The following is a 22,505-nucleotide window of genomic DNA, read 5'->3' on the forward strand; positions in this document are numbered from 1 at the left end:
GATAGCGGCGCTATGCTCCGCGCTCGGAGATCTTGCCGCGGCTCCAGCTGCAGGGGCCGCGTGGAACCCCGCGCCACAGGTACGACTCGGAGAAAGCCTGATCGAAGTCGTAGACCGAGTGGAAATCCTCGACTCGGTCTTCCGGCTGAGTAACTAGCAGCCCGACCTCGACGAGGGCAAAGACGATCCGGCCGATATCGGCCGTTCGACGAATGCCCCAATGGCCCAGCACCTGCTGAGCCATCAGGCCATACTGCTCGAGTGCGTGATCCCGGCAGGCCCGGGCCAGCTCCTGCCCGGAAACGTGGCGCCGGACGGTCAACCGATTCTGGACGTACTCGATGCTCTCGAGCACGAACAGGTACGCCTGCTCGTCGTAGTGGCTTTCCGACCGACGCAGTCGATCGACCAGCTCCGGCGCCAGGCGAATCTCGATCACGAGCGCTTCCCTGCTCCCGCGCCAACGCCCGCCGCCGGCCGGCCGGCCGGACGCCCGTTCCCCGCCGCTGCCTGCGCAGCAGTCGGCCCCGGCGGATAAAGGGGGTACCCCGAAGCCAGGCCACGCACCTCCTGGCGCACCCGGGCCACCGTGGCGTCGTCGGGTGACGAGAGCACCTCGTCGATCAACCGGGCAATCACATCCATTTCCGCCAGGCCCATCCCGCGGGTGGTAACCGCCGGGGTGCCCAGACGAATCCCACTAGTCACGAAGGGCGACGCCGGATCGTTCGGAATGGTGTTGCGGTTGACGGTAATGCCCGCGTGCTCGAGCGCCGTTTCAGCCGCCTTACCCGTGATGTTGCGGCTGCGAACGTCGACCAGCATGACATGAGAATCGGTTCCGTCGGCGATGATCCGGAAGCCCCGATCCATCAGGCCGGCCGCCAGCCGCTGCGCATTGGCAACCACCTGCGCAGCATAGAGACGGAACTCCGGCAGCTGCGCTTCACCGAACGAGACGGCCTTGGCGGCAATCACATGTTCGAGCGGACCGCCCTGCGTTCCCGGAAACACCGAGCGATCGATCGCGCGCCCCAGGTCCGCCCGAGCCAGAATCAGCCCGCCTCGCGGCCCGCGCAGCGTCTTGTGGGTCGTCGTCGTGACGATCTGCGCGTGCGGTACCGGCGAGGGATAGGCACCACCGGCTACGAGACCGGCGAAGTGCGCCATGTCGACCAGCAGCTTGGCACCGACCTCGTCGGCGATGGCCCGAAATCCGGCAAAGTCGATGATCCGCGAGTAAGCGCTGCCCCCGCAGATGATCAGCTTGGGCCGCTCCCGGAGCGCAATGGCCCGCACCTCATCGAGCTCGATCAGGCCACTGTCGACGTTGACACCGTAGTGCACGGCCCGCCAGATGGTTCCACTGTGATTGACATTGTGCCCGTGCGACAGGTGCCCGCCGTGGGACAACGACATCCCGAGCAGGGTCTCGCCCGGCGGGAGCACCGCCATGAATGCCGCAAAATTGGCCTGCGCCCCCGAGTGCGGCTGGACGTTGGCATACTCGGCGCCAAACAGCGCCTTGGCCCGGTCGATGGCCAGCTGCTCGACCTGGTCGATGACCTGATTGCCGCCGTAGTAGCGCTTGCCCGGATATCCCTCGGAATACTTGTTGGTGAGTGGCGTGCCCATCGCATCGATCACTGCCCGCGAAGCAAAGTTCTCGCTTGCGATCAGTTCGAGCCCCTCCCGCTGTCGGGTCAGCTCGCGATCAACCAGGGCCGCCACCACCGGATCGGCAACGCGCAGCGATGCCGCATGATTGTACGTCATTCGTTCTCCACTTCGATCTTGGCAACCCGGCGCTCGTGGCGGCCGCCTTCGAAAGGCGTCTCAAGCCAGGTGCGCAGAATTTCGAGTCCCTGATCCTCGGTCACGAACCGCGCGGGGAGGACCAGGACATTGGCATCATTGTGTTCACGAGCCAGGGCCGCAATGTCCGGCGCCCAGGCAACGGCGGCCCGCACCCCGTGGTGCCGATTGGCCGCGTACGACATCCCGAGCCCGGTTCCACAGAGCAGCACACCGCGCTTGGCGTTGCCTCGCGCCACCCGGTCCGCCACGACATGCGCATAGTCGGGATAGTCGGTCGAGTCGGTCGAATGTGTCCCGACATCCTCCGGCGCATATCCGAGGCGCTTCAACTCCTCGACAATGCGCTCTTTCAGCGCAAAACCGGCGTGATCGGCCCCGATCGGAATCGTCTCAGCCATCGGCGTGCCTCAGTACGCGTAGAAGCCCTGTTTGGACTTGCGGCCCAGGTGACCCGCCGCCACCATCCGGCGCAGCAAGGGACAGGGTCGGTACTTCGGATCGCCCAACCCCTTGTGCATCACCTCGAGAATGGCCAGGCACACGTCGAGTCCGATGAAGTCCGCCAGCGCGAGCGGGCCCATCGGGTGCGCCATGCCCAGCTTCATCACCGTATCAACGGACTCGGGCGTCGCCACGCCCTCCATCACCGTGTAGATCGCCTCGTTGATCATCGGCATCAGGATCCGATTGGCCACGAAGCCCGGGTAGTCCTGCACCTCGACCGGCGTCTTGCCCAGCGCCGTCGAGATCTCCAGCACTGTCGAAGTAGTCTCGTCGCTCGTCGCATGACCGCGAATCACTTCGACCAGCTGCATGACCGGCACCGGATTCATGAAATGCATCCCGATGACATTCTGGGGACGCCGGGTCCGGGCCGCGATCTCGGTGATGGAAATCGAACTGGTGTTGGTCGCCAGAATGGCGTCGGCAGCCGCGATCCGATCGAGCGATTCGAAGATCGAGAACTTGAGCGGCGGTTGCTCCGTGGCCGCCTCGATGATGATATTCGCCGAGGCCGCGCCTTCGAGGGCCGTCGCGGTCTGGATTCTGCCAAGGATCTGTGGAGGCGCGTCGCTTGGAATAGCGCCCTTCTTGGCCTGTCGATCGAGATTGGCCTGAATCGTGGTCCGGGCGCGATCGAGCGCCTGCTGAGACACATCGATCAGGGTCACACTCCAGCCATATTGTGCAAACACGTGGGCGATGCCGTTACCCATCGTCCCCGCGCCGATCACTGCCGCCTGCTTCATGATGCCTCCCGAAAGTCACGCCACCGAACCACAAACAGGATTCCCACCGTCAACGCCACGGTCGCCAGCACTCCACCTTCCGGACCGAAGCGCCCTCCGGTGACCCACGCGGGGTCGCCGGGCACAAAATCGATCCACGGAATCTCGAACGGCAAACCGCTGACCGGCGCGGCAAGCGCCGCGAGAGCGGCATTCCAGCCAAGATGCGCGCCGGTCGCCGTCCAAATACCACCCCGCGCGAAAAACGTAAGCCCGAGGAGCACCCCGGCAAGGGCAATGTTGCCAAGGGCCAGCAGCGTCACACTCGGATTGGCCCGATGCGCGACGGCAAACAGCGCCGCCGTCACCACAATAGCCCCAGCGCGCCCGATGCCACGTGCCATCCCCGCCACCGCCACGCCGCGGAACGCCAACTCTTCCATGAACGCAGCCGGCAAGAGCACCAGCGTGAGCAACCCCACTCGGCCCAGGTACGACCCGAAGCTGCCACCATCGGGCACCCATCCCGACCCCGCTCCGAGGCTCAGCACCAGGGCCCCGATACCGACCAGCGCACCTACCGCAAACCCTTTTCCGAGCCCTTTCGCACCTTCTCGCGCCGGCACGAAGCCAAGCGTTCGCCAGTCGAGTCGGAGTGCTTTCCTCCCGATCAGCCACGTCAGCCCGCCGAAGACAATGAGCCCGACGGTGGTCTGAATCACGGCCGCACCGCTGAAGCCTACGGCGCCCGCGGGCAGCTGCTCGAGCAAGAGCCAGTAGACGGTCGCTCCGAGCAGCCCGGTCGTGCTGTACCCTACCAGTATAAAACCGAGCGACCAGGCAACGGCCCCGAGCCGGGACCGCGCACTGGTCGCTCGCAGATCCACGAAGGTCAGACCGCTTCGACCGAAAGCGCGACGGCGTTGCCTCCACCAAGACAGAGCGTGGCGAGGCCCGTGACAGCCCCGCGCGACTTCATCGCATAGAGGAGGGTGGTGAGGACTCGCGCGCCGCTGGCGCCGATCGGATGCCCCAGTGCAATCGCACCGCCGTGCACATTGACCCGATCCCAATCCCAGCCCAACGCCCGACCATCGGCCAGCGCCTGGACCGCGAACGCCTCGTTGGCCTCGATCAGGCCATAGTCACCAATCGTGGTACCCGTCTTCTTCATCAGGTTCTGGACCGCGAAGATCGGCGCGAAGAAGAGGTCCTTGGGTTCGCCGCCGCCGGTCGCATATCCGGTGATCCGGGCCAGCGGCGTCAGACCATGCGCCTTGGCGAAGGCCAGCGAGGCGACCACGAGCGCCGACGAACCGTCATTGAGACCCGGCGCGTTGCCGGCCGTGACGCTGCCCTCTTTGTCGAACGACGGCCGGAGCTTGGCCAGCGACTCGACCGAGGTATCCTTGCGAGGCGACTCATCGGTGTCGACCGTCGTGCTGCCACCCTTGATGGGCACCGACACCGGCACGATCTCCGCGGCGAAGACGCCCGCTTCGATCGACGCAACTGCCTTGCGATGGCTCTCGAAGGCGTAGCGATCCTGATCGGCTCGCGAAACTTCGGCCTTCTTGGCGGTGTACTCGGCCAGGTTGCCCATGTGGACATTGCCGAATGAATCCCAGAGCCCGTCGTGAATCATGCCGTCCACCATGGTCTGGTTGCCGGCCTTGATACCGCCACGCATGCCATAGACATAGTGGGGAGACGACGACATCGACTCCATCCCACCGGCAACGACGAGCTGGCTGTCGCCGGCTTTGATCGACTGAGCGGCCAGCATTACCGCCTTGAGGCCGGAGCCGCAGACCTTGTTGATGGTCAAGGCGGGAATGACGCCGTTCAGGCCGGCCTTGATCATCGCCTGGCGACCGGTGGCCTGCCCCGAGCCACCCTGCAGCACGTGGCCCATGATGACCTCGTCGATGGCGCCCGCGTCGACCCCCGCCCGGTGGACCGCTTCCTTGATGGCGATGGCGCCGAGCGACGGCGCGTTGAACGATGACAGGCCGCCAAGGTACTTCCCGATCGGGGTACGGCAGGCCGAGAGGATTACAGGCGTCGTTGCGTCAGACATGGGACTCTCGAAGTCGAGGAAAGTTCAGCCCAGAAGATAGACAACCGGCGGGGTGGTCTGAAGGGGCCAAGCTGCGCTGTCAGCGAAGCGAGGCGGCCTCTCCCGTCAGTCGCCCGATGGCGGCTCGGGCCTCGGCGGCCCAGGCATCGTCGGCCGACCAGAGCCGGAGAAACCGGCTGTACGAGGCAACGGCATCCTCCCGCTGTCCGGCTGCCTCGAGCGCCCGGCCCAAGAGCAGCTGTGTGACCGACATCACCCCGAAATCAGACTCGAATCCGTAGCGGAGCCGGAGCAGCCCGAGTTCGCGGGTGGCAGGCCGCATGGCCAGGACCGTCGCGAGTTCGAGTCGGGCAGCCACCGAAAGGAAAGGCGGGATGGTCCCGGAGGCGCTCTCGAGCGCACTGCTCAGCAATCGAATCCCACCCAATGTGTCGCCCCTCGCGAGCAAGACCCGGCCCTTGGCCGCAGTCACCAGCGATCGGACCGGTCCGGCCACGGCAACCGTGTCCCGGGCCAGCAGGCTGTCGGCGAGGCGACCCGCCAGGCTCAGGTCGCCGCGGACCAGTGCCACCTGGATGACCGCGTGGACCTGAAACGGATTGACTCGATTGGCGGCGAGCACTCGGCTGGCGACATCCCCGCCATAGCCGGGAGGGGCGATCCCGAGAGTAATCGGGTGCAACAACGCCGAGAGCCGCAGATCCTGGCTGATGCCCTGCAGGGAGTCGGCAACGGCGCGGGCCTGCTCGAAGCGCCCGAGCCCGGCGGCCATCACGCTGCGCGCGAGCGTCTGCTCCGCCGGCGAGCCGCCGGACCCCGAGAAGGCATGCTGCACCAGAGCCCAGACCCGCTCCGCATCCCCATCTGGGGCCAGTTCCGCAGCATGGATTGCCGCCTGGTACGCACCGCGTCTGCTCCCGATCAGTGCAATCGCCGTTGAATCGAGCCCGCGCCGCCCCCAGCCGATGTCTGCCGCCGTCCGGTAGGCGCGTGCCTCGTCCTCAGACCCCGCCCGTCGCATCACTTCGATGTATCGGTCGAGCAAGGCGCTGTCACGGTAGGCAATCGCCATCTCGGCCGGGTGGAGGGCCGCCGGCGTCAGCGAGGAGTCGAGCGCAATGACCCGGTCGAACGGCGCTCGGATCTCTTCGGGGGGCCTGGGATCGACCGCGCGGTTGTGGTAATAGGTTTCGCCCAGGACGAACCAACCCTCGACGTCATCCGGATACTGCGCCACATAGCGGCGAGCAGAGTCCCCGGCCGCGCGGTTGCCCCGAGAAAACAAGCTGTAGGTCGCCACCAGCGAACGCTCCCGCGGCGGCAGCCGATCCGCAAATCGCCGAGCCGCGTCGCTCGCCTCGACCGCCTTCGGCGACCCATAGCCGCCGACCCAGCCAATCGACGAACTGAGCCGCAGATACGCCAGACTGAAGGTCGAGTCGAGCTCGACCGCACGCTGAAAGGCCAGCTGCGCCGAATCCCAGGCCGACCGGCGGTAGAGTCGTTCGCCGTCCAGGAAGGAACGCATCGCCTCCATCGAGTTGGTGGTGATGCCGCTGACCCGAAGCGATGGTACCGGCTCGTTGGACTGCCAGATACCGCGCACCAGGTCGGCACTGAGGCGGTCGACCAGAACCAGCACGCTGTCCGACGCCCCGTCGACCTGGGCCTTCGCCAGCTCGGTGCCATCGAGCCCATGGAGCGCAGCCGCGATGCGAACCCGGTTGCCAGTGCTCACGAGACTGCCCGTCAGCACGCTGTTGGCGTTGACTGCCCGCGCCAGGCTGCGACCGGCATCCGGGTCTGCCGGGTTGCCCCGCCGACGCCATTGCGCCAGCACGAGCCGCGGTTCGACGACCCGAATACCTCCAACCGTGTTGAGGTTGGCCGACAGCAGGTCGACCATGCCTTCACCCAGGGTTTCCACCCCAGGTCCCGACGTCGTGAACGGCGCCACCGCAATGACCTCGGCCTCTTTGCGCACCAAGGCAATTGGCTCGCGCGGCCAGAACACCAGGGCCAGGAGACTGATCACGAAGGCAGCGGAAAAGAACGCCACTGCGCCGAGCAGGCGACGCTGCTTGGTCAGGACAGCCTGCCCTCCGCCGCCTGACCGAACGAGATCCTCCGCGAACGCCATGATCGTGGGATAGCGCTCGGCCGGATCGCTCGCCAGCGCACGAGCGACCACGGGGTCGGCGTCAGGGGGCACCGTTCGCACCAGCTTGGTGAGTTTGGGTCGCGGCCCCGTCAGACTCTGCGCCAGCGCGGCTTGCACCGTCGGCCCCGAGAACGGCACCTCGCCGCTCACCATCTCATAGAAGACCGCCGCCAGGCTGTACTGATCGGTTCGAGCGTCGAGTTCGGAAGCGGTCGCCTGCTCAGGGCTCATATACCCAGGCGTCCCGACGGCAAAACCCAGCCCGGTATGACGCTTGCCTTGCTGCGCGATGCCCACGGCTCGCGCAATCCCGAAGTCGGCCAGCATCGCATGGCCGCCGGTCAACAGGATGTTCTCGGGTTTGATGTCGCGGTGGACCAGACCCTGCCCATGGGCGTAGGCCAGTGCACTGGCAATCTCGCGGGTCAGTTCGACCGCTTCGTCGAAGGGAATCTGCTTGTCGCGATCGAGTCGATTCCGCAACGACTCGCCCTCGACGAAGGGCATCACGAAATCGAAGATCCCGCCAGCAACTCCCGAGTCGTAGAGCGGCACGATGTGGGGGTGCTGGAGCCGGGCCGACAGCTCGATCTCGTGGAAGAACCGATCGGCCCCCATGGTGGCCGCCAGCTCCGGACGGAAGACCTTGATGGCAACCGGGCGGTCATGCTTGAGGTCGCGCGCCAGGAAGACGGTCGCCATCCCGCCTTCCCCGATCTGACGCTCGATCTGATACCGATCGCCCAGCCCGGCACGGAGCTGCTGCTCGACGTTCATGGCGCTCCTCGGGCTCGGGACCCGGCGACCTAAGGAACCAGACGCCGGCGGGCGATGTCGTCCACCAGACGGGTCCGGAACGCATCCAGCGGCATCACGTCCTGCTTGGACCCCGCCCCGCGGGTCCGCACCGCCACCGTCCCGGCCTCGGCCTCCCGCTGGCCGACCACGGCCAGGTACGGCACTTTGGCCACTTCACCGGCCCGGACGCGATAGTTGAGCGTATCGTTGCCGGCGTCGAGGGTCGCACGGATCCCCGCCTGGCGCAACACTTTGGTGACCTGCGCGGCCGCATCCCGCTGGGTATCCGAGATCGGCAAGACCCGAACCTGTTCCGGCGCGAGCCAGAGAGGAAACGCTCCCGCAAAGTGCTCGATCAGAATGGCCATGAACCGCTCGAACGACCCGCTCACGGCGCGGTGAATCACCACCGGACGGTGGGCCTGGTTGTCCTCGCCCACGTAGGTCAGGTCGAACCGTTCCGGCGCAGCGTAGTCGAGCTGGATCGTGCCCAGCTGCCAGGTGCGTCCAATCGAATCCTCGACATGAAAGTCGATCTTCGGTCCGTAAAAGGCGCCATCGCCCGGATTGATCTGATAGGCATGACCGGTCGACTCGAGTGCACTGCGAAGCGCCCCTTCGGCCTTGTCCCACAACTCGTCCGACCCGATCCGTTCTGCGGGCCGGGTGGAGAATTTGAGCTGCGCGGTCAGGCCGAAGGTCTGGTAATAGCCCAGGATCAGCCGAGTCAGCCGCTGCACTTCGTCGCGGATCTGGTCCTCGGTCAGGAAGATGTGGCAGTCGTCCTGTTGAAACTGACGCACGCGCGTCAACCCCGACAACGCACCCGAGACCTCGTTCCGGTGCAGCACATCGTAGGTGCAATACCGGATCGGAAGCTCGCGGTACGAGTGCTTCTTCGATCCGTACAGCAGATAATGCGACGGGCAGTTCATCGGTTTGAGCGAGATGTCATGCTCGCCCGTCTCGCTGTCGAGCACCAGGAACATGTTCTCCTTGTACTTGCCCCAGTGCCCTGACATTTCCCAGAGCGCCTTGTTGAAAAGGAGCGGGGTTTTGACTTCCTGATAGTCGTCCCGCTGCAGCTCGCGCAGGTAGTCGTTGAGGACGTTGATCATCGTGGTGCCGCGATCGGTCCAGAACGCAGCCCCAGGTGCGAACGGATGGAACAGAAAGAGATCGAGTTCGCGACCGACACGTCGATGGTCGCGCTTCCGGGCTTCCTCCAGCCGGTGGAGGTATCCCTCGAGATCATCTTTCTTGAACCACGCCGTACCGTAGATCCGCTGCAGCATCTGGCGCTTCTCGTCGCCACGCCAGTAGGCGCCGGCCGTCGAGAGCAGCTTGAAGTGCTTGAGGCGGGAGGTCGAGGGTACGTGCGGCCCGCGGCAGAGGTCGACGAACGGGCCGTCGGTATAGACGGTAATCGTCTCGTCCGCGCCCAGCTCCGCGATCCGCTCCAGTTTGAGCGGATCGTCGGCAAAGCGTCGCCCCGCTTCCTCCCGGCCCACCACTTCTCGGACGAACGGATAATCCTTGGCGGCGATGTCGCGCATCACCGTTTCGATCCGGTCGAGATCATCGGGGGTAAACGGGCGGGGTACTTCGAAGTCGTAGTAGAAGCCGTCATCGATCGCGGGACCGAACCCGATCCCGGCCTTCGGAAAGATGGTCCGAACGGCGGTTGCCAGCACATGCGCAGCCGAATGGCGCAACAGACCGAGCGCATCAGGATCGCGATCGGTCATGATCGACACTGAGGCATCCGTCTCGATCGGCCGTTCGAGATCCCGAATCTCGCCGTCGACGCGAACCGCCAGCGCCGCTTTGGCGAGCCCCGGGCCAATCTGGCGGGCAAGGTCGAGACCTGACGAACCGCTGGGCAACTCCCGGACACTGCCATCGGGCAGGGTCAATCGAACCACACTCATGGGGCAGACTCCATCGCGACCGGGCGCACTATCACGGGCGTGGCGGGCGCGAACCAAAAGAACAGGGCCAAACCGGCCGCAATGAGCACCCCGAGGAAGAACAGGCGGACGAGCGGTCGTTTAGCCATGGATTGCTTCGTGAAAAGTCCCGAAACGTATTAAGTTAACTGTATGCCGCAGCGACGTATACGTCCCGAGACCGGGGCCAGCCTCCTCCCAACCATCCTGACCGGCCTCGGGATCGGATTGGCCATCGGCCTCCTGGCCGGCGAAGTGTTGGCCGGACGGGGGCGCAAGGCCCTGATTCCGTGGCGGCGCAAGCCCCCCGCCCCGCCCTCGACGGCGATCCTGACGAACCGGGTGCGCCAGAAACTCGAAGCCCTGCTGGGCGCCGAGGCCAGCGGCCTCACCCTGGTTGCCGTCGGACGCAACGGCATCGAGTTGCATGGCTGGGTGGCATCTCGCTCGAGCCGCAGCCGGGCCATCCGCGCCATCCGCGAGTTGCTCGGTGGTGACCTCACCCTGGTCGACCGCCTGCTGGTCTGGGGTGAGGACGATACTCCGCTGCCGCCCCGTACGCCCCCCACTCGACCCACCATCGTTCGGGACGAAGAGCCCGAGGTTGCATGACCGAGCCGTTGGCACCGCAGTACGACCCGAAAACCGTCGAAGCCCCTCTGTACCGGTGGTGGCAGGACCGCCACCTGTTCACACCGCGCGGCGACCGTTCCCCCTACGTCATCATGATGCCGCCACCCAACGTGACGGCGCAACTGCACATGGGGCATGGGCTCAATCTGAGCGTCCAGGACGTCATGGTCCGCTTCGAGCGGATGCGCGGCCGGGACGCCCTCTGGATGCCGGGAACCGATCACGCCGGAATCGCCACGCAGAACGTGGTCGAGAAGCTGCTCGCCAAGGAGGGCAAGACCCGATTCGACGTGGGCCGGGAAGCCTTCATCAAGCGAGTCGAAGCGTTCGTGGCCGAGACCGGCTCGACCATCCTGGAGCAGATTCGGAGCCTGGGCGCCAGCTGCGACTGGGAGCACACCTACTACACGCTGAGCCCCGAGCTGTCGTCGGCGGTGCGCGAAGTCTTCGTGTCGCTCTATGAAAAGGGCCTGATCTACCGCGGCAAGTACATCATCAACTGGTGCCCGCGCTGCCTCACGGCCCTCTCGAACGAAGAAGCGGAGAAAGAAGAAGTTGACGGGCAAATCTGGCGGCTGCGCTACCCGCTGGCCGACGGTTCGGGGCATATCATTGTCGCCACGACCCGCCCCGAAACGATGCTGGGCGACACCGCGGTTGCCGTGCATCCCGATGACGAGCGCTACGCCGGCCTGATCGGAACGAGGATTCGTCTGCCCGTGGTCGATCGTCTGGTGCCGCTCGTGGCCGACGCCGCGGTCGACCCGGCGTTCGGCACGGGCGCCGTCAAGCTGACCCCGGCCCACGATCCGCTCGACTTCGAGATCGCGTCGCGGCAGGCCCTGCCGGCCATCGACGTGATGACGCCCGATGCGCGGATCAACGACGCCGCCCCCGAACGGTTCCGGGGCCTCGATCGCTTCGACGCCCGGAAGCGCGTCGTCGCCGAGTTCGACGCCGCCGGTCTGCTCGACAAGGTCGAGCCCCATCGCCATGCGGTCGGACATTGCTACCGATGCGATACGGTCGTCGAACCACGCCTGTCCGATCAGTGGTTCGTCAAAATGGCGCCGCTCGCCAAGCCGGCGCTCGAAGCCTATCGCGATGGGACTTTGACCTTCGTGCCCGAACGCCGCGGCGTCGAGTACGCGCTCTGGATGGAGAACATCCGGGACTGGTGTATCTCGCGGCAGATCTGGTGGGGACACCGGATTCCGGTCTGGTACTGCGAGAACGGCAGCTGCGGAGCCATGACGGCGAGTCGCGTCGACCTGACCTCCTGCCCGACCTGCGGCGGTGCCGTTCGTCAGGACGAGGACGTGCTCGACACCTGGTTCTCCTCGCAGCTGGTGCCGTTTACCTCGCTCGGCTGGCCGGACGACAGCGCCAGCCTGAGCCGGTACTATCCCGGTCACGCACTCGTCACCGCACCCGAGATCCTGTTCTTCTGGGTCGCACGGATGATCATGTCGGGGCTCGAGTTCAAAGGCCAGGTGCCGTTTACCACGATCTACCTGCACGGCACCGTCCGCGACACTCAGCATCGCAAGATGTCGAAGTCGCTGGGCAATGGCATCGATCCGCTCGACGTGGTCGAGCAGTACGGCGCCGACGCGCTCCGTTTTACCGTGATCGGCGGCCTCGCGGTTGGTACGGACGTGATCCTCGACCCCGCCGACCTCGAGAGCTCCTTCTCGACGGGGCGGAACTTTGCCAACAAACTCTGGAACGTCGGTCGCTTCCTGCTGTCCAACCTGGACGGCGGGGTGCGTCCGATCGGTGGCTCCGCAGCAAATGCGGTGTCGCGGGACGAGCTCTCCGTGGCAGATCGCTGGATCCTGGCCCGCGCCGAGGCCACGGTCCGCGAAGCAACCGACGGATACGAGCGGCTCCGGCTCAACGACGCGGCCAATGCGATCTACCGGTTCCTCTGGAACGACTTGGCCGACTGGTACCTCGAAGCCATCAAGCCGCGCCTCTACGGCGACCAGCCCGGCGGGGACGTGGCCCGCGCCGTGGCAGTCCGGGTGTTCGATCAGGCCCTCCGGCTGCTCCATCCGGTCATGCCCTTCATTACCGAAACGCTCTGGCAGCGCTTGCCGGGCAGGACGGGCGACGAGAGCCTGATGGTTGCCGCCTGGCCAAGCCCGGACCCGGCTGACACCGACCCAGTGGCCCTGAGCGAGTTCGGTGCTGCGCAGGACGTCATCACGGCGATCCGGTCGATCCGCGCCGAGTATCAGGTGCCCCCGGGGCAGACGGTCCGAGCGGCACTGACCCGCTGCGGCCCGGTCGTGACCGCCGCCTTCGCCTCCCTCGGCCCGATGATGCATCGCCTGGCCAAGGCCAGCGAGATCACGCTGGCCGGTGAAGACTCGGGCAACGGAGCAGCGGCTGCACATGCCGTGCTCACCGATGGCAGCAGCGTGACCGTGCCACTCGGCGATCTGGTCGACACCGCCAAGGAATGTGCCCGACTGGGCCAGGAAGCGGCGCGGCTGACCCAGGCCATCGGCGCCCTCGAGCAGAAGCTGGGCAACGAGCAGTTCGTCAGCCGGGCTCCGGCAGCCGTGGTTCAGAAGGAGCGCGAGAAGCTGGCCAGCTGGCAGGATCAACGAGCCGTTCTCGACGACAAACGAACCCGGCTGGGATGTCCGTCCTGATTCGCGGCGCCGTCCTGGCCTGCCTGCTGGCAGGGTGTGCCCGGATTGCGGAGCCGCCCGGCGGCCCGCCCGACAGCAATCCGCCCAGACTGCTCGGCACCCTGCCCGATTCGATCACTGTCCTGCCCGGCTTTCGGAGTGACGCCGAGTTCCGCTTTGATGAGGTGGTCAGCGAGGGGGCCGCGCCGAACTTCGGCCTGGGCAGCGGCGATCTCGAGAGGCTGATCATCCTCTCGCCCAGCCCGAATGTGCCTCGGGTCAGCTGGAAGCGCCGGCGCATCACCGTCAGACCCCGCGAAGGATGGCAGCCCAACCGCACCTACCGGATCGAGCTGTTGCCCGGCCTCGTCGATCTCCGCAACAACCGGAGCCAGAACGGCGAGGTGATCACCTTCACGACGGGCTCGCCGGTCCCGGAACGGTACCTCGAGGGCCGCGTCGTCGACTGGACCACCGCCAGGGGTCAGGCGCTCGGTCTGGTCGTGGCGACGCTGCTGCCCGACAGCCTCGAGTATCGAACCCTGGCCGACTCGACCGGTCGCTTCCGGTTCGGCCCCCTGCCCGACGGCGAGTACCTGGTGGCCGGGGCTATCGACCAGAACCGGAACTCGCGACTCGATGCACGCGAGTCGTTCGACACCACCCGCGTCGCCATCGGGCGCGACTCGGTCGGCGAGATCTGGGCCTTCCGGCACGATACGGTTCCCGCGCGGATCCAGACGATCGCGAAGCATGATTCGCTCGCCGTGATCGTGACGTTTACGCAGCAGCTGAACCCGTATCAACGGCTGCCGTCGTCCGCGGGCAGAGTCCGCCTGCTCCCCGATTCGACCGATCTCGGAGTCGACTCGATTCTCCCCAGGGCGCTCTACGACTCGGCCTACGGGCCCCGCGCCCCGGTCGACACCACCCCACCCAGTGACAGCGTCCGCGTTGCCGACAGCTTGGCACGGGTCAGAGCCGACTCCGTAGCGCGGGCCGATTCGGTGCTCCGTGCCCGGGAAGCAGCTCGCCGTCGGGCGCGTGGCATCGAAGAACCGAGACCGCCCGAGCCGCCGCTCACCACGAAGCCGCCGCTCGACGACAAGCTCATCATTCGCGTCCGGGAACCGCTGCGCGCCGGAGCCCGCTATGTCGTCGAAATCGACGGGGTCGAGAATGTCAGCCGGGTTGCCGGCCGGGCCGTGCTCGGCTTTCAGGTCCCGGATGATCCGAAACCTGCGGTCGATACCTCCGCAGCTGACTCCGCCCGGGCGCCGAGCGACAGCCTCCCGCCCGACTCGCTGCCGGTGCGTCCCGACACGGCAGGCCTGACGCGTGGCACCTGGTCCGCGGGCGCGGCGCAGCAGTCCCCGTCTCCCCGGGCCCCGCGCGCGCCGCATGAGTCCGTGACGGCGGCGGTACGTCCAGCCACGCCGCCCCGGCCCCGATGAACGGGGCACGCCGTCCGGCCGCTTTTCTCGACCGGGACGGCACCATCATCGCGGATGTGGGGTATCCCGCGAACCCGGATCAGGTCACACTGCTGCCGGGGGCACGTGAGGCGCTGGTCGCCCTCGCAGAGGCGGGCTACCTGCTGGTCGTGGTAACCAATCAGAGCGGGATTGCGCGGGGTCTGATTTCCTGGGCTCAGTACCGCGCGGTGGCAGAGCGGATGGAAGCGCTACTCCGCCCTGACGTCACGCTCGCCGCAACGTATGTGTGCCCCCATCATCCGGACATCGACGGCGCTTGCAGCTGCCGCAAGCCAGGGCTGGCTCATTATCTCGATGCGGTAATCCGACTGGACCTTGACGCCGGCCGCTCGATCTGGGTCGGCGACCGTGTCACCGATGTTGAGCCTGCCGCGCACTGGAACGGCCGTGGCTACCTCATTCAACCCGGAAACGCCGCCCCCGTGGAACCACTCCCGCCCGGCACCATCCTCGTGCAAGACCTGGCGGAGGCGGCAACGCGAGCCCTCAGCTAGTCTCGCTTGCGCGCACCAACCGAGCGGTCTCGGGGTCGTATCGCCAGGGCGGTGCCGGACCCATCAGCGCGACCCCACCCTGCCATCGTGCCGGGCCGTGGACCTCGAACCAGTCACGCTGCCCGGCAAGCACCGACTGACCCATCGGCGTGACCCGCAGCGGCACCTGGGAGAACTGCTCATCGCGAAGCTTGATCAGGGGTGGCGCGTGGTACAGGGTTGTCTCGAGCAGCGGGCGCGGCCCGTCGGTCAGACTGCGAAGCGTTGCATAGAACATCGAGTCGCCCTGGTACGGCGCCGCTTCCCGCGCCTGAACCACCGGAAAGGCATCGCGCGGGGTGGCTGCCCCGCCGGCAATCGCTTCGAGGCCCCACTGCTCAGTCTGACCCAGGCCGGTCTTCGGATCCGGAAACTCCGCGAGGTACCGGGCCATCGCACCGCGGAGGAACGGCAAGCCCGGCTGATCCTCGTGAGCCAGCCGGTTGAGCCCCTGCGGATCAGGCGCCGTCATCGCCTGCCATGCTCTCAGGGCCACCTGGACTTGGTCCGTGGTGACGGGCGATCGCTGCGCATAGAGCGCTGCCAGGTCCGCCGGCTCCAACTGTCCGAGGCCGATGAACCGCTCGACCGAAGGATGCCGGTCGATCGTCACCAGGCTGACCCGACCCGCCGCCACCAGGGTGGCAAGGCGCGTCAGCAGAAAGGTCAGGATCATCTGATCGAAAAGATCGTGCTCGAACCAGAGCACGACGTCCCGATACGCATCAGCCTCGGACACCCTGGCATCCTGATACCCCAGGTTCCGGAGCGATTGGCCGTAGGACAGGTGGTACCGCATCGACAGGTGAATCGCGCGATCGCGCCAGCGGTCACGATCAGAAGCCCAGGGACGAAGCGGCCCCTCGCAGAGCGGATCGGCCCATTCGACCCGGTCGCCCTCGATCCCGGCGGCGACCAGTTTGTCGAGAATGTCGCTCCCCGGCCGCAGGTGCAGCGGAAGGTCCGCCCGGGGATCGCCGAAGACGAGATCCGACGACGGCGGCCGCGGTCTCTGTGTATATTGGCGGGCTATGTCCATGCGGGTCGCCGTCTGCGTGTCTGGTCGCGGGAGCAATCTCGCAGCACTGATCGCCGCCCTGCCCGAAGGAAGCCCCGCCACCGTGGCACTGGTGGTGAGCAATCGGGCATCGGCTGGCGGTCTGGAGCTTGCCCGCCGGTTGGGAATTCCGGCGGCGGTACTCGAAGATAGCACCGATCCCGCCGAGTGGCGCGCGCTGCTCGAGCGCTGGAGGATCGACTTCGTGGTCCTGGCCGGCTATCTCAAGCAGGTACCGTCGGAAATCGTGGCAGCGTACGAAGGGCGGATCATCAACATCCATCCGTCCCTGCTTCCCGATCACGGCGGTACCGGGATGTACGGCATCCATGTTCATCGCGCCGTGCTGGCCCGCGGTGATCGCGAGTCGGGCGCGACGGTCCATGCGGTGACCGAACAGTATGATGAAGGACCGATCCTGGCACAGGCCAGAGTACCGGTTCTACCCGGCGATACTCCTGAAAGCTTGGCAGCACGGGTGCTCACCGTCGAGCATCGCCTGCTGCCAGCGGCCGTTCTCAACGCGGCAGTGACCGGCCGCGCCACGCCTTTACCCGAGACTCTCGAGCTATGAAGCGGGCTCTTCTCTCCGTCAGCGACAAACGAGGCATCGTCGAACTGAGCCGCGGTCTCGTCCGCCTCGGCTTCGAACTGATCTCGACCGGAGGCACTGCCGCCACGCTCAAGAAGGCAGGACTCCCGGTGACCTCGGTCGATGCGGTGACCGGATTCCCGGAAATCCTCGACGGTCGGGTCAAAACCCTGCACCCGAAGATTCATGCCGGCCTGCTGGCGCAGCACGACAACGAGCAGCACCGGACGGCCCTCGCCACGCATGCGATTGCGCCATTCGCGCTGGTGGCCGTCAACCTCTATCCGTTTCAGGCCACCATCGCGCAATCCGACGTGACGTTCGAAAACGCGGTCGAGAACATCGACGTCGGGGGTCCTTCGATGCTGCGAGCCGCTGCCAAAAACCACCAGTACGTGCTGCCCGTCGTCGACCCGACCGACTATCCTCGGGTCCTCGAGCTGCTCGAGCAGGACGGCCTCACACCGACGATCCGCCGGGCGTTTGCGGCCAAGGTCTTCTCGCACACCGCCGACTACGACAACGCAATTGCCGGCTACCTGACCGAAGCCGAGGAAGGCCTGCCGCCCCGGCTCAACCTGTCGGTCGAGCAGCTGCTCCCGCTCCGCTACGGCGAGAACCCTGAACAACGCGCGGCGCTCTATGCGTCCGAAGAACCGCGCGGCATCCGGGACCTCAAACAGCGCCAGGGCAAAGAGCTCTCTTTCAACAACCTGCTCGACATCGACAGCGCCACGGCCGCAGTCGCCGCCTGGAAGAACCGGCCGGCCTGTTGCATCGTGAAGCACACCACCCCGTGCGGCGTTGCGGTAGGACGGACCGCGCTCGAAGCCCTCAACAAGGCCCGCGCCACGGACCCGCTCTCGGCCTTCGGCGGCGTGATCGCCTGCAACACCGTGATCGATCGCACCATTGCGGAATCACTCCGGGACCTCTTCTTCGAGGCCATCGTGGCGCCCTCGGTACACGACGACGCCCTCGAAATCTTTGCGGAAAAGAAGAATCTGCGGGTCGTCGAGCTCCCGATCAGCGATGCACCTGGCCTCGATTGGAAGCGGGTGCGAGGCGGCTTCCTGGTGCAGGATCGCTTCCGGTTCGACACGTCGGAACAGGACTGGACCGTTCCGACCGGACGAAAGCCGACGGTCGACGAGATGAACGACCTCCGCTTTGCCTGGACCGCCATCGCCACCGTCAAGTCGAACGCCATCCTGATTGCACGAAACGAGCAGGCCATCGGCATCGGCGCCGGACAGATGAGCCGGGTCGACGCAGTTTTTCTTGCTGCGCACAAGACACGACAGCAGTCGCATGACCCGACCGGCGCGGTGCTGGCCTCAGACGGATTCTTCCCCTTCCCCGATGGCGTCGAGGAAGCCGCCAAGGCGGGCATTACCGCCATCATTCAACCCGGCGGCTCGGTCCGAGACGCCGAAGTCATCGCGGCCGCCAATCGACTCGGCATCGCCATGGTATTCACCGGCAAACGGATGTTCCGGCACTGACCATGACTCAAGAGCGACCGCCCTATCTCTGGGCTCTCGGTACCGCCGTGGCGGTACTCGTCATCTACCTCTTCACGCTGGGTCCCACGACCGCCTTCTGGGATGCGTCGGAGTACATCGCGGCAGCCAAGGTGCTCGGGATTCCCCATCCACCGGGCAACCCGCTCTTCGTGCTGCTGGGCCATGTCTTCGGGCTGATTCCCTTCGTCGAGGCCTACGCCGTACGAATCAACCTCTTTGCGGCCGTGACCAGCGCCGGCGCAGCCGGCTTCTGGTTTCTGGTCTCGGAGCGCTGGCTGCGCAATATCGTGCCGGCGCGTCTGCCGAGGCTGGTTGCTTCGTTTGCGGGTGTCCTGGTCGGCGCCACCATGTGGACGGTCTGGAATCAGTCGACCGTCAACGAGAAGGTCTACACCGTCTCGCTCTTCTTCATGGCGCTGGTCACCTGGCTGGCGGTGCACTGGGGCGACGACGAACCGGGTTCGCATCGGGACCGCTGGCTGATCGTGATTGCCTATCTGCTCGCGCTCACCTCGACCAACCACATGATGGGCGTCCTGGCGGCGCCGGCCGTCATCATGTATGTCCTCTGGACCGACTGGCGAGTGCTGACCCGCCCGGCCGTCCTGGTCGGCATCGTCGCCGTCGTCATCATCGGCCTGACGCCGAACTATGTCTTTCTGCCGATCCGGGCAGAACAGTTCCCGCCGATCAACGAGGGCGAACCGGTCGGATTCAGCGTCCTCTGCGCTGTCACAGCCGGCCTCGCCGGCTGCAGCGACGCCCTCTCGGATGTGATCAGTCGCGCCCAGTACGGCAAAGGCTCCGTCTTCGACCGCCAGGCGGATCTGGTTGCCCAGTATGCCAACTACTGGCAGTACTTCACCTGGCAATTTGCCCGCGACTGGGACGGATTCCGCAGTGCCGCGACCTGGCTGTTCACGCTGCTCGGCCTGGCCGGCTTGTATCAGATGCTGCGCAAAGATCTCCGGGCGGGCCTGGCCGCAGGCGCGATGCTCTTTTCGTTGACGATCGCGCTCGTCTTCTATCTCAACTTCAAGTACGGCTACTCGATCTATCCCGACCGAACCGACATCACGCACGCGCTCCGTGAAGTCCGCGAGCGCGACTATTTCTTCCTCTGCTCGTTTGCCTTCTTCGGCACGCTGGTGGCGGCGGGCCTGGGCACCGTGATGACGGCAGTGGCGGACTTTTTCAAGACCCGCCTGTCGGAATCGGCTCGCTGGTACGCCGCGCTCCCGGTAGCGCTGGTTGCGCTGATTCCCCTGTTCGGCAACCGCGTGTCGGCCAACCGGAACCATGAGTTTGCCGCCCGGGACCTGGCGCGCGACCTGCTCGAATCGGTCGAGCCGTATGGCATCCTGATCACGGCCGGCGACAACGACACCTTCCCGCTCTGGTATGCGCAGGAAGTAGAGGGCATTCGCCCCGATGTCACCGTGGCAAACATGTCGCTCATGAACACCGAGTGGCACCTCAAGCAGCTCGGTCGACGGGTCACGCCCGAATTCGATCCGAGCACTTCCGCAGCACTCTGGCGGTCGCCCGACCGGCGCGGGGCGCCGCTGGTGGACAGTGCCGGCACGCCAGCGACGTCGACCTGGCCCAAGCCGCCAGGGTCCGTCTTCTCGCTGACCGAGACTGAGCTGCACAACTTGCCTGAGTTCACCCGCCCGCCGTCCGGGCCGGTGCGCTTCGGCAACATCGAGCTCAACTTCGATGAGGTGCAGTACCTCGATCGGAAGGACATCGCGACGATGTTCCTGATCCGGGACAATCTCGGCAAGCGACCGATCTTTTTCAGCTGGAGCACCAGCTACTTTGCCGACCGGACCTTCGGGCTGACCCAGTATCTCGTCACGCAAGGCTTTGTGCGGAAGCTGTACCCCGAACCCGTCACGCCGGCGCCCGGACTGGTGTTCGGGCCGATGGGCTGGATGGATGTCGAGCGAACCGGCGACTTGCTCTGGGAAACCTACGGCTGGGAAAGCGTTGCGCGGCCCCGACCGCTGGGCTGGGTCGACGAGCCATCGCGGTCCATCCTCGAGCTGTACGCCGCGATCTACGCGGCCTACGGCTCCACGGTCCGTCAGCTGGGCGACAGCACCCTCGCCGCCCGTGCGGATTCCGTCGGCGAAGCGGTGATGCGGAGTCTCCGGCCGGCGGTGAAGTAGTATCGAAGCACCCGAGGGCCGCGTCGTCATCGCGGCCCTTGGGTCCATCCGGACGCCGCGTTAGCTTGCGTCCGCCAGGCGCGGTGGCAGAGCGGTTGATTGCACCGGTCTTGAAAACCGGCGAACCCGAAAGGGTTCCGTGAGTTCGAATCTCACCCGCGCCGCTCGACCGCCTTCGATCAGGCGGTCGCTCTCGGGTCGCTGACCACGAAGGCTTCCATCGCGAAGTACTCCGCCAGGCCGAGCCGATCGAGTTCCTCCGCCGTCCCTTTGTTCCGCGCTTCGACCCGCTGCCAAAACTCCCGCTCATCGTTCCCGGGAAACGGGGCCGTGTCTTTCTGAGACTGGTGCTTGAAGATCGCGTGGATCTTGAGCTTGAGCTCCTCCTGTGAAAGCGGCACCAGCCAGGTGGCCTCGGTCACGGCCCACTCCTGCCAGGCGCCACGATAGAGCCAGACTTCCGGCATCGCACCACTCTGCTCGCTGCGCTCGACCAGTGCGAGATCGATCGCCTGCTTGCACATCCGGTGCGTGCCGTGCGGATCGGACAGATCCCCGGCAACGAAGACGAGTTCCGGATCGACCTCATCGAGCAGCCGACGGACGATGGCAACATCTTCGGGCCCGATCGGCGCCTTCTTGACGGTCCCGGTCTGGTAGAACGGGAGGTCCAGAAACCGTCCAGCCTCCGGCGGCAGCCCCAGCACACCGATCCCGGCAATCGCCTCCGATGCGCGGATCAGGCGCTTGATATCGAGCACCGCATCGATGTCGACATCGCCGGGACGCTTCTCGGCCAGGTACGCTTCAACCTGACGCGCCAGCTCCCCGGCCGGTCCCTCGGGCAGGTAACTCTCGCCAGCCAGCCGACGGAGAAAATCGAGGTGCCGGCGAACGTCGTGATCAAAGACCGCGATGTTGCCGCTGGTCATGTACGCCACGACGATGTCGTTACCATTCTCGACCAGCTTGCGAAGAATGCCGCCCATCGAGATGACGTCATCGTCGGGATGCGGAGAGAAGCAGATGATGCGCTTGCCGCGCGGCAGCTTGGACCGCCCTCGGATCTTCGCCCCAAGCACGTTGAACACTTCCCCGTTGAGGACACCTGGCGCCGGATAGCGGTTGACCAGCGAGCCTAGCTTGTGCTCGGCGTAATCGCCGCGGGTCAGTTTGAGGATGGCCTTGCCGGTCTGATGCGACAGCCACACCACCGCACGCACCACCAGCGGCGGCGTCCACTCCACCGGGCCAACCAGCCAGGGAGTGGCAATGGCCGTCAACTGCGCCGCCGCAGCGCTGTCGAGATAGAAGGCCACGTTCGGGTGCTCCTGCAGAAAGGTGGCCGGCACCTCCGGATCGACCTCTCCTTCGATCGCCTGGCGGACGATGCCGGCCTTGTGCTCACCCGTGACGATCACCACGATTTCGCGCGCCGACAGGATGGTGCCCACGCCCATCGTGACCGCCTGCCGCGGCACGTTATCCTCTCCGAAGAAGTCGGCGGCGGCATCCCGGCGCGTTACGGCGTCGAGCTCGATCAAACGGGTCCGGCTGTCGGAAGGCGAGCCGGGTTCGTTGAAGCCGATATGCCCGGTCCGGCCCAAGCCCAACAACTGCAGATCGATCCCCCCATGCCGCGCGATCGCCTCCTCGTACGCCGAGGCCGCAGCGGCCACCTCACCCTCCGGCAGGTCACCCCGCGGGATGTGCACATTGACTGGATCGATGTCGATCAGGCTGAACAGGTGCTCCTGCATGAATCGGTGATACGACTGCAGGCTGTCCGGAGCCATTGGGAAGTATTCGTCGAGGTT

17 protein-coding genes and 1 tRNA gene are annotated in these 22,505 nt (G+C 66.0%); 8 read left to right on the top strand and 10 right to left on the bottom strand.

The features are described 5' to 3' along the window. Positions 1-10 precede the first annotated feature (10 nt). From KF785_12240 to thrS, 8 genes are all read right to left on the bottom strand, one after another. Positions 11-439 carry a hypothetical protein gene (locus KF785_12240; GenBank protein ID MBX3147527.1) on the bottom strand — a complete coding sequence of 143 codons (429 nt, stop codon included), beginning with the start codon at positions 437-439 and terminating at the stop codon, positions 11-13. Further along, positions 436-1,776, bottom strand: a complete 1,341-nt coding sequence (locus tag KF785_12245; protein MBX3147528.1) for a serine hydroxymethyltransferase — start codon at positions 1,774-1,776, stop codon at positions 436-438. The genes KF785_12240 and KF785_12245 overlap by 4 nt, the downstream gene beginning before the upstream one ends. Continuing rightward, positions 1,773-2,216 (bottom strand): ribose 5-phosphate isomerase B, encoded by a 444-nt coding sequence (gene rpiB / locus KF785_12250; protein ID MBX3147529.1) that lies wholly within the window; start codon positions 2,214-2,216, stop codon positions 1,773-1,775. The genes KF785_12245 and rpiB overlap by 4 nt, the downstream gene beginning before the upstream one ends. Positions 2,217-2,225: 9 nt before the next feature. After that, positions 2,226-3,068 (bottom strand): 3-hydroxybutyryl-CoA dehydrogenase, encoded by an 843-nt coding sequence (locus KF785_12255; protein ID MBX3147530.1) that lies wholly within the window; start codon positions 3,066-3,068, stop codon positions 2,226-2,228. Further along, entirely contained in the window at positions 3,065-3,934 is an 870-nt protein-coding gene (locus tag KF785_12260; GenBank protein MBX3147531.1) for a CPBP family intramembrane metalloprotease, read from the bottom strand. The genes KF785_12255 and KF785_12260 overlap by 4 nt, the downstream gene beginning before the upstream one ends. Positions 3,935-3,939: 5 nt before the next feature. Continuing rightward, positions 3,940-5,127, bottom strand: coding sequence for an acetyl-CoA C-acetyltransferase (locus KF785_12265; protein MBX3147532.1), 1,188 nt, complete (start codon positions 5,125-5,127; stop codon positions 3,940-3,942). A 79-nt stretch (positions 5,128-5,206) separates the two neighbouring features. Then, entirely contained in the window at positions 5,207-8,065 is a 2,859-nt protein-coding gene (locus KF785_12270; GenBank protein MBX3147533.1) for a protein kinase, read from the bottom strand. A 29-nt stretch (positions 8,066-8,094) separates the two neighbouring features. Next, the gene (gene thrS, locus KF785_12275) at positions 8,095-10,017 is read right to left on the bottom strand and encodes a threonine--tRNA ligase (protein MBX3147534.1); all 1,923 of its coding nucleotides are present in this window, start codon (positions 10,015-10,017) and stop codon (positions 8,095-8,097) included. 171 nt (positions 10,018-10,188) lie between these two features. Here thrS and KF785_12280 point away from each other — a divergent pair, with 171 nt between their 5' ends. Genes KF785_12280 through KF785_12295 form a run of 4 tightly spaced genes read left to right on the top strand, consistent with a single transcriptional unit; the run spans position 10,189 to position 15,300 of the window. After that, positions 10,189-10,647 (top strand): hypothetical protein, encoded by a 459-nt coding sequence (locus KF785_12280; GenBank protein ID MBX3147535.1) that lies wholly within the window; start codon positions 10,189-10,191, stop codon positions 10,645-10,647. Further along, on the top strand, positions 10,644-13,331 hold the full coding sequence (locus KF785_12285; GenBank protein MBX3147536.1) for a valine--tRNA ligase: 2,688 nt from the start codon (positions 10,644-10,646) through the stop codon (positions 13,329-13,331). The genes KF785_12280 and KF785_12285 overlap by 4 nt, the downstream gene beginning before the upstream one ends. Next, positions 13,319-14,764, top strand: a complete 1,446-nt coding sequence (locus KF785_12290; GenBank protein MBX3147537.1) for an Ig-like domain-containing protein — start codon at positions 13,319-13,321, stop codon at positions 14,762-14,764. The genes KF785_12285 and KF785_12290 overlap by 13 nt, the downstream gene beginning before the upstream one ends. Then, positions 14,761-15,300 carry an HAD family hydrolase gene (locus KF785_12295; GenBank protein ID MBX3147538.1) on the top strand — a complete coding sequence of 180 codons (540 nt, stop codon included), beginning with the start codon at positions 14,761-14,763 and terminating at the stop codon, positions 15,298-15,300. The genes KF785_12290 and KF785_12295 overlap by 4 nt, the downstream gene beginning before the upstream one ends. Here the strand turns inward: KF785_12295 and KF785_12300 are convergent. Further along, positions 15,293-16,378, bottom strand: a complete 1,086-nt coding sequence (locus tag KF785_12300; protein MBX3147539.1) for a hypothetical protein — start codon at positions 16,376-16,378, stop codon at positions 15,293-15,295. The two genes, KF785_12295 and KF785_12300, sit on opposite strands and share 8 nt — an antisense overlap. Here KF785_12300 and purN point away from each other — a divergent pair. The 4 genes from purN to KF785_12320 all read left to right on the top strand — a co-directional run bounded on the left by purN (position 16,371) and on the right by KF785_12320 (position 20,852). Then, positions 16,371-16,970, top strand: a complete 600-nt coding sequence (gene purN / locus KF785_12305; GenBank protein MBX3147540.1) for a phosphoribosylglycinamide formyltransferase — start codon at positions 16,371-16,373, stop codon at positions 16,968-16,970. The genes KF785_12300 and purN overlap by 8 nt on opposite strands. After that, positions 16,967-18,493 carry a bifunctional phosphoribosylaminoimidazolecarboxamide formyltransferase/IMP cyclohydrolase gene (purH, locus tag KF785_12310; GenBank protein MBX3147541.1) on the top strand — a complete coding sequence of 509 codons (1,527 nt, stop codon included), beginning with the start codon at positions 16,967-16,969 and terminating at the stop codon, positions 18,491-18,493. The genes purN and purH overlap by 4 nt, the downstream gene beginning before the upstream one ends. A gap of 2 nt (positions 18,494-18,495) precedes the next feature. Continuing rightward, positions 18,496-20,688 carry a DUF2723 domain-containing protein gene (locus KF785_12315; GenBank protein MBX3147542.1) on the top strand — a complete coding sequence of 731 codons (2,193 nt, stop codon included), beginning with the start codon at positions 18,496-18,498 and terminating at the stop codon, positions 20,686-20,688. Positions 20,689-20,765: 77 nt separating this feature from the next. After that, positions 20,766-20,852: transfer RNA gene (locus tag KF785_12320), tRNA-Ser, on the top strand. A 15-nt stretch (positions 20,853-20,867) separates the two neighbouring features. Here the strand turns inward: KF785_12320 and KF785_12325 are convergent. After that, positions 20,868-22,505: glucosamine-6-phosphate deaminase (locus KF785_12325; protein MBX3147543.1), on the bottom strand; the 1,638-nt coding region annotated here is incomplete at its 5' end.

This window comes from Gemmatimonadales bacterium (assembly GCA_019637315.1).
GTDB lineage: Bacteria > Gemmatimonadota > Gemmatimonadetes > Gemmatimonadales > GWC2-71-9 > SHZU01.

Excerpts from the sequence above, each read along its gene's own strand:
- KF785_12245 (MBX3147528.1), bottom strand. The coding sequence starts at position 1,776 with ATGACGTACAATCATGCGGCATCGCTGCGCGTTGCCGATCCGGTGGTG.
- rpiB (MBX3147529.1), bottom strand. The coding sequence starts at position 2,216 with ATGGCTGAGACGATTCCGATCGGGGCCGATCACGCCGGTTTTGCGCTG.
- KF785_12255 (MBX3147530.1), bottom strand. The coding sequence starts at position 3,068 with ATGAAGCAGGCGGCAGTGATCGGCGCGGGGACGATGGGTAACGGCATC.
- KF785_12265 (MBX3147532.1), bottom strand. The coding sequence starts at position 5,127 with ATGTCTGACGCAACGACGCCTGTAATCCTCTCGGCCTGCCGTACCCCG.
- KF785_12270 (MBX3147533.1), bottom strand. The coding sequence starts at position 8,065 with ATGAACGTCGAGCAGCAGCTCCGTGCCGGGCTGGGCGATCGGTATCAG.
- thrS (MBX3147534.1), bottom strand. The coding sequence starts at position 10,017 with ATGAGTGTGGTTCGATTGACCCTGCCCGATGGCAGTGTCCGGGAGTTG.
- KF785_12280 (MBX3147535.1), top strand. The coding sequence starts at position 10,189 with ATGCCGCAGCGACGTATACGTCCCGAGACCGGGGCCAGCCTCCTCCCA.
- KF785_12285 (MBX3147536.1), top strand. The coding sequence starts at position 10,644 with ATGACCGAGCCGTTGGCACCGCAGTACGACCCGAAAACCGTCGAAGCC.
- KF785_12290 (MBX3147537.1), top strand. The coding sequence starts at position 13,319 with ATGTCCGTCCTGATTCGCGGCGCCGTCCTGGCCTGCCTGCTGGCAGGG.
- KF785_12295 (MBX3147538.1), top strand. The coding sequence starts at position 14,761 with ATGAACGGGGCACGCCGTCCGGCCGCTTTTCTCGACCGGGACGGCACC.
- purN (MBX3147540.1), top strand. The coding sequence starts at position 16,371 with ATGTCCATGCGGGTCGCCGTCTGCGTGTCTGGTCGCGGGAGCAATCTC.
- KF785_12300 (MBX3147539.1), bottom strand. The coding sequence starts at position 16,378 with ATGGACATAGCCCGCCAATATACACAGAGACCGCGGCCGCCGTCGTCG.
- purH (MBX3147541.1), top strand. The coding sequence starts at position 16,967 with ATGAAGCGGGCTCTTCTCTCCGTCAGCGACAAACGAGGCATCGTCGAA.
- KF785_12315 (MBX3147542.1), top strand. The coding sequence starts at position 18,496 with ATGACTCAAGAGCGACCGCCCTATCTCTGGGCTCTCGGTACCGCCGTG.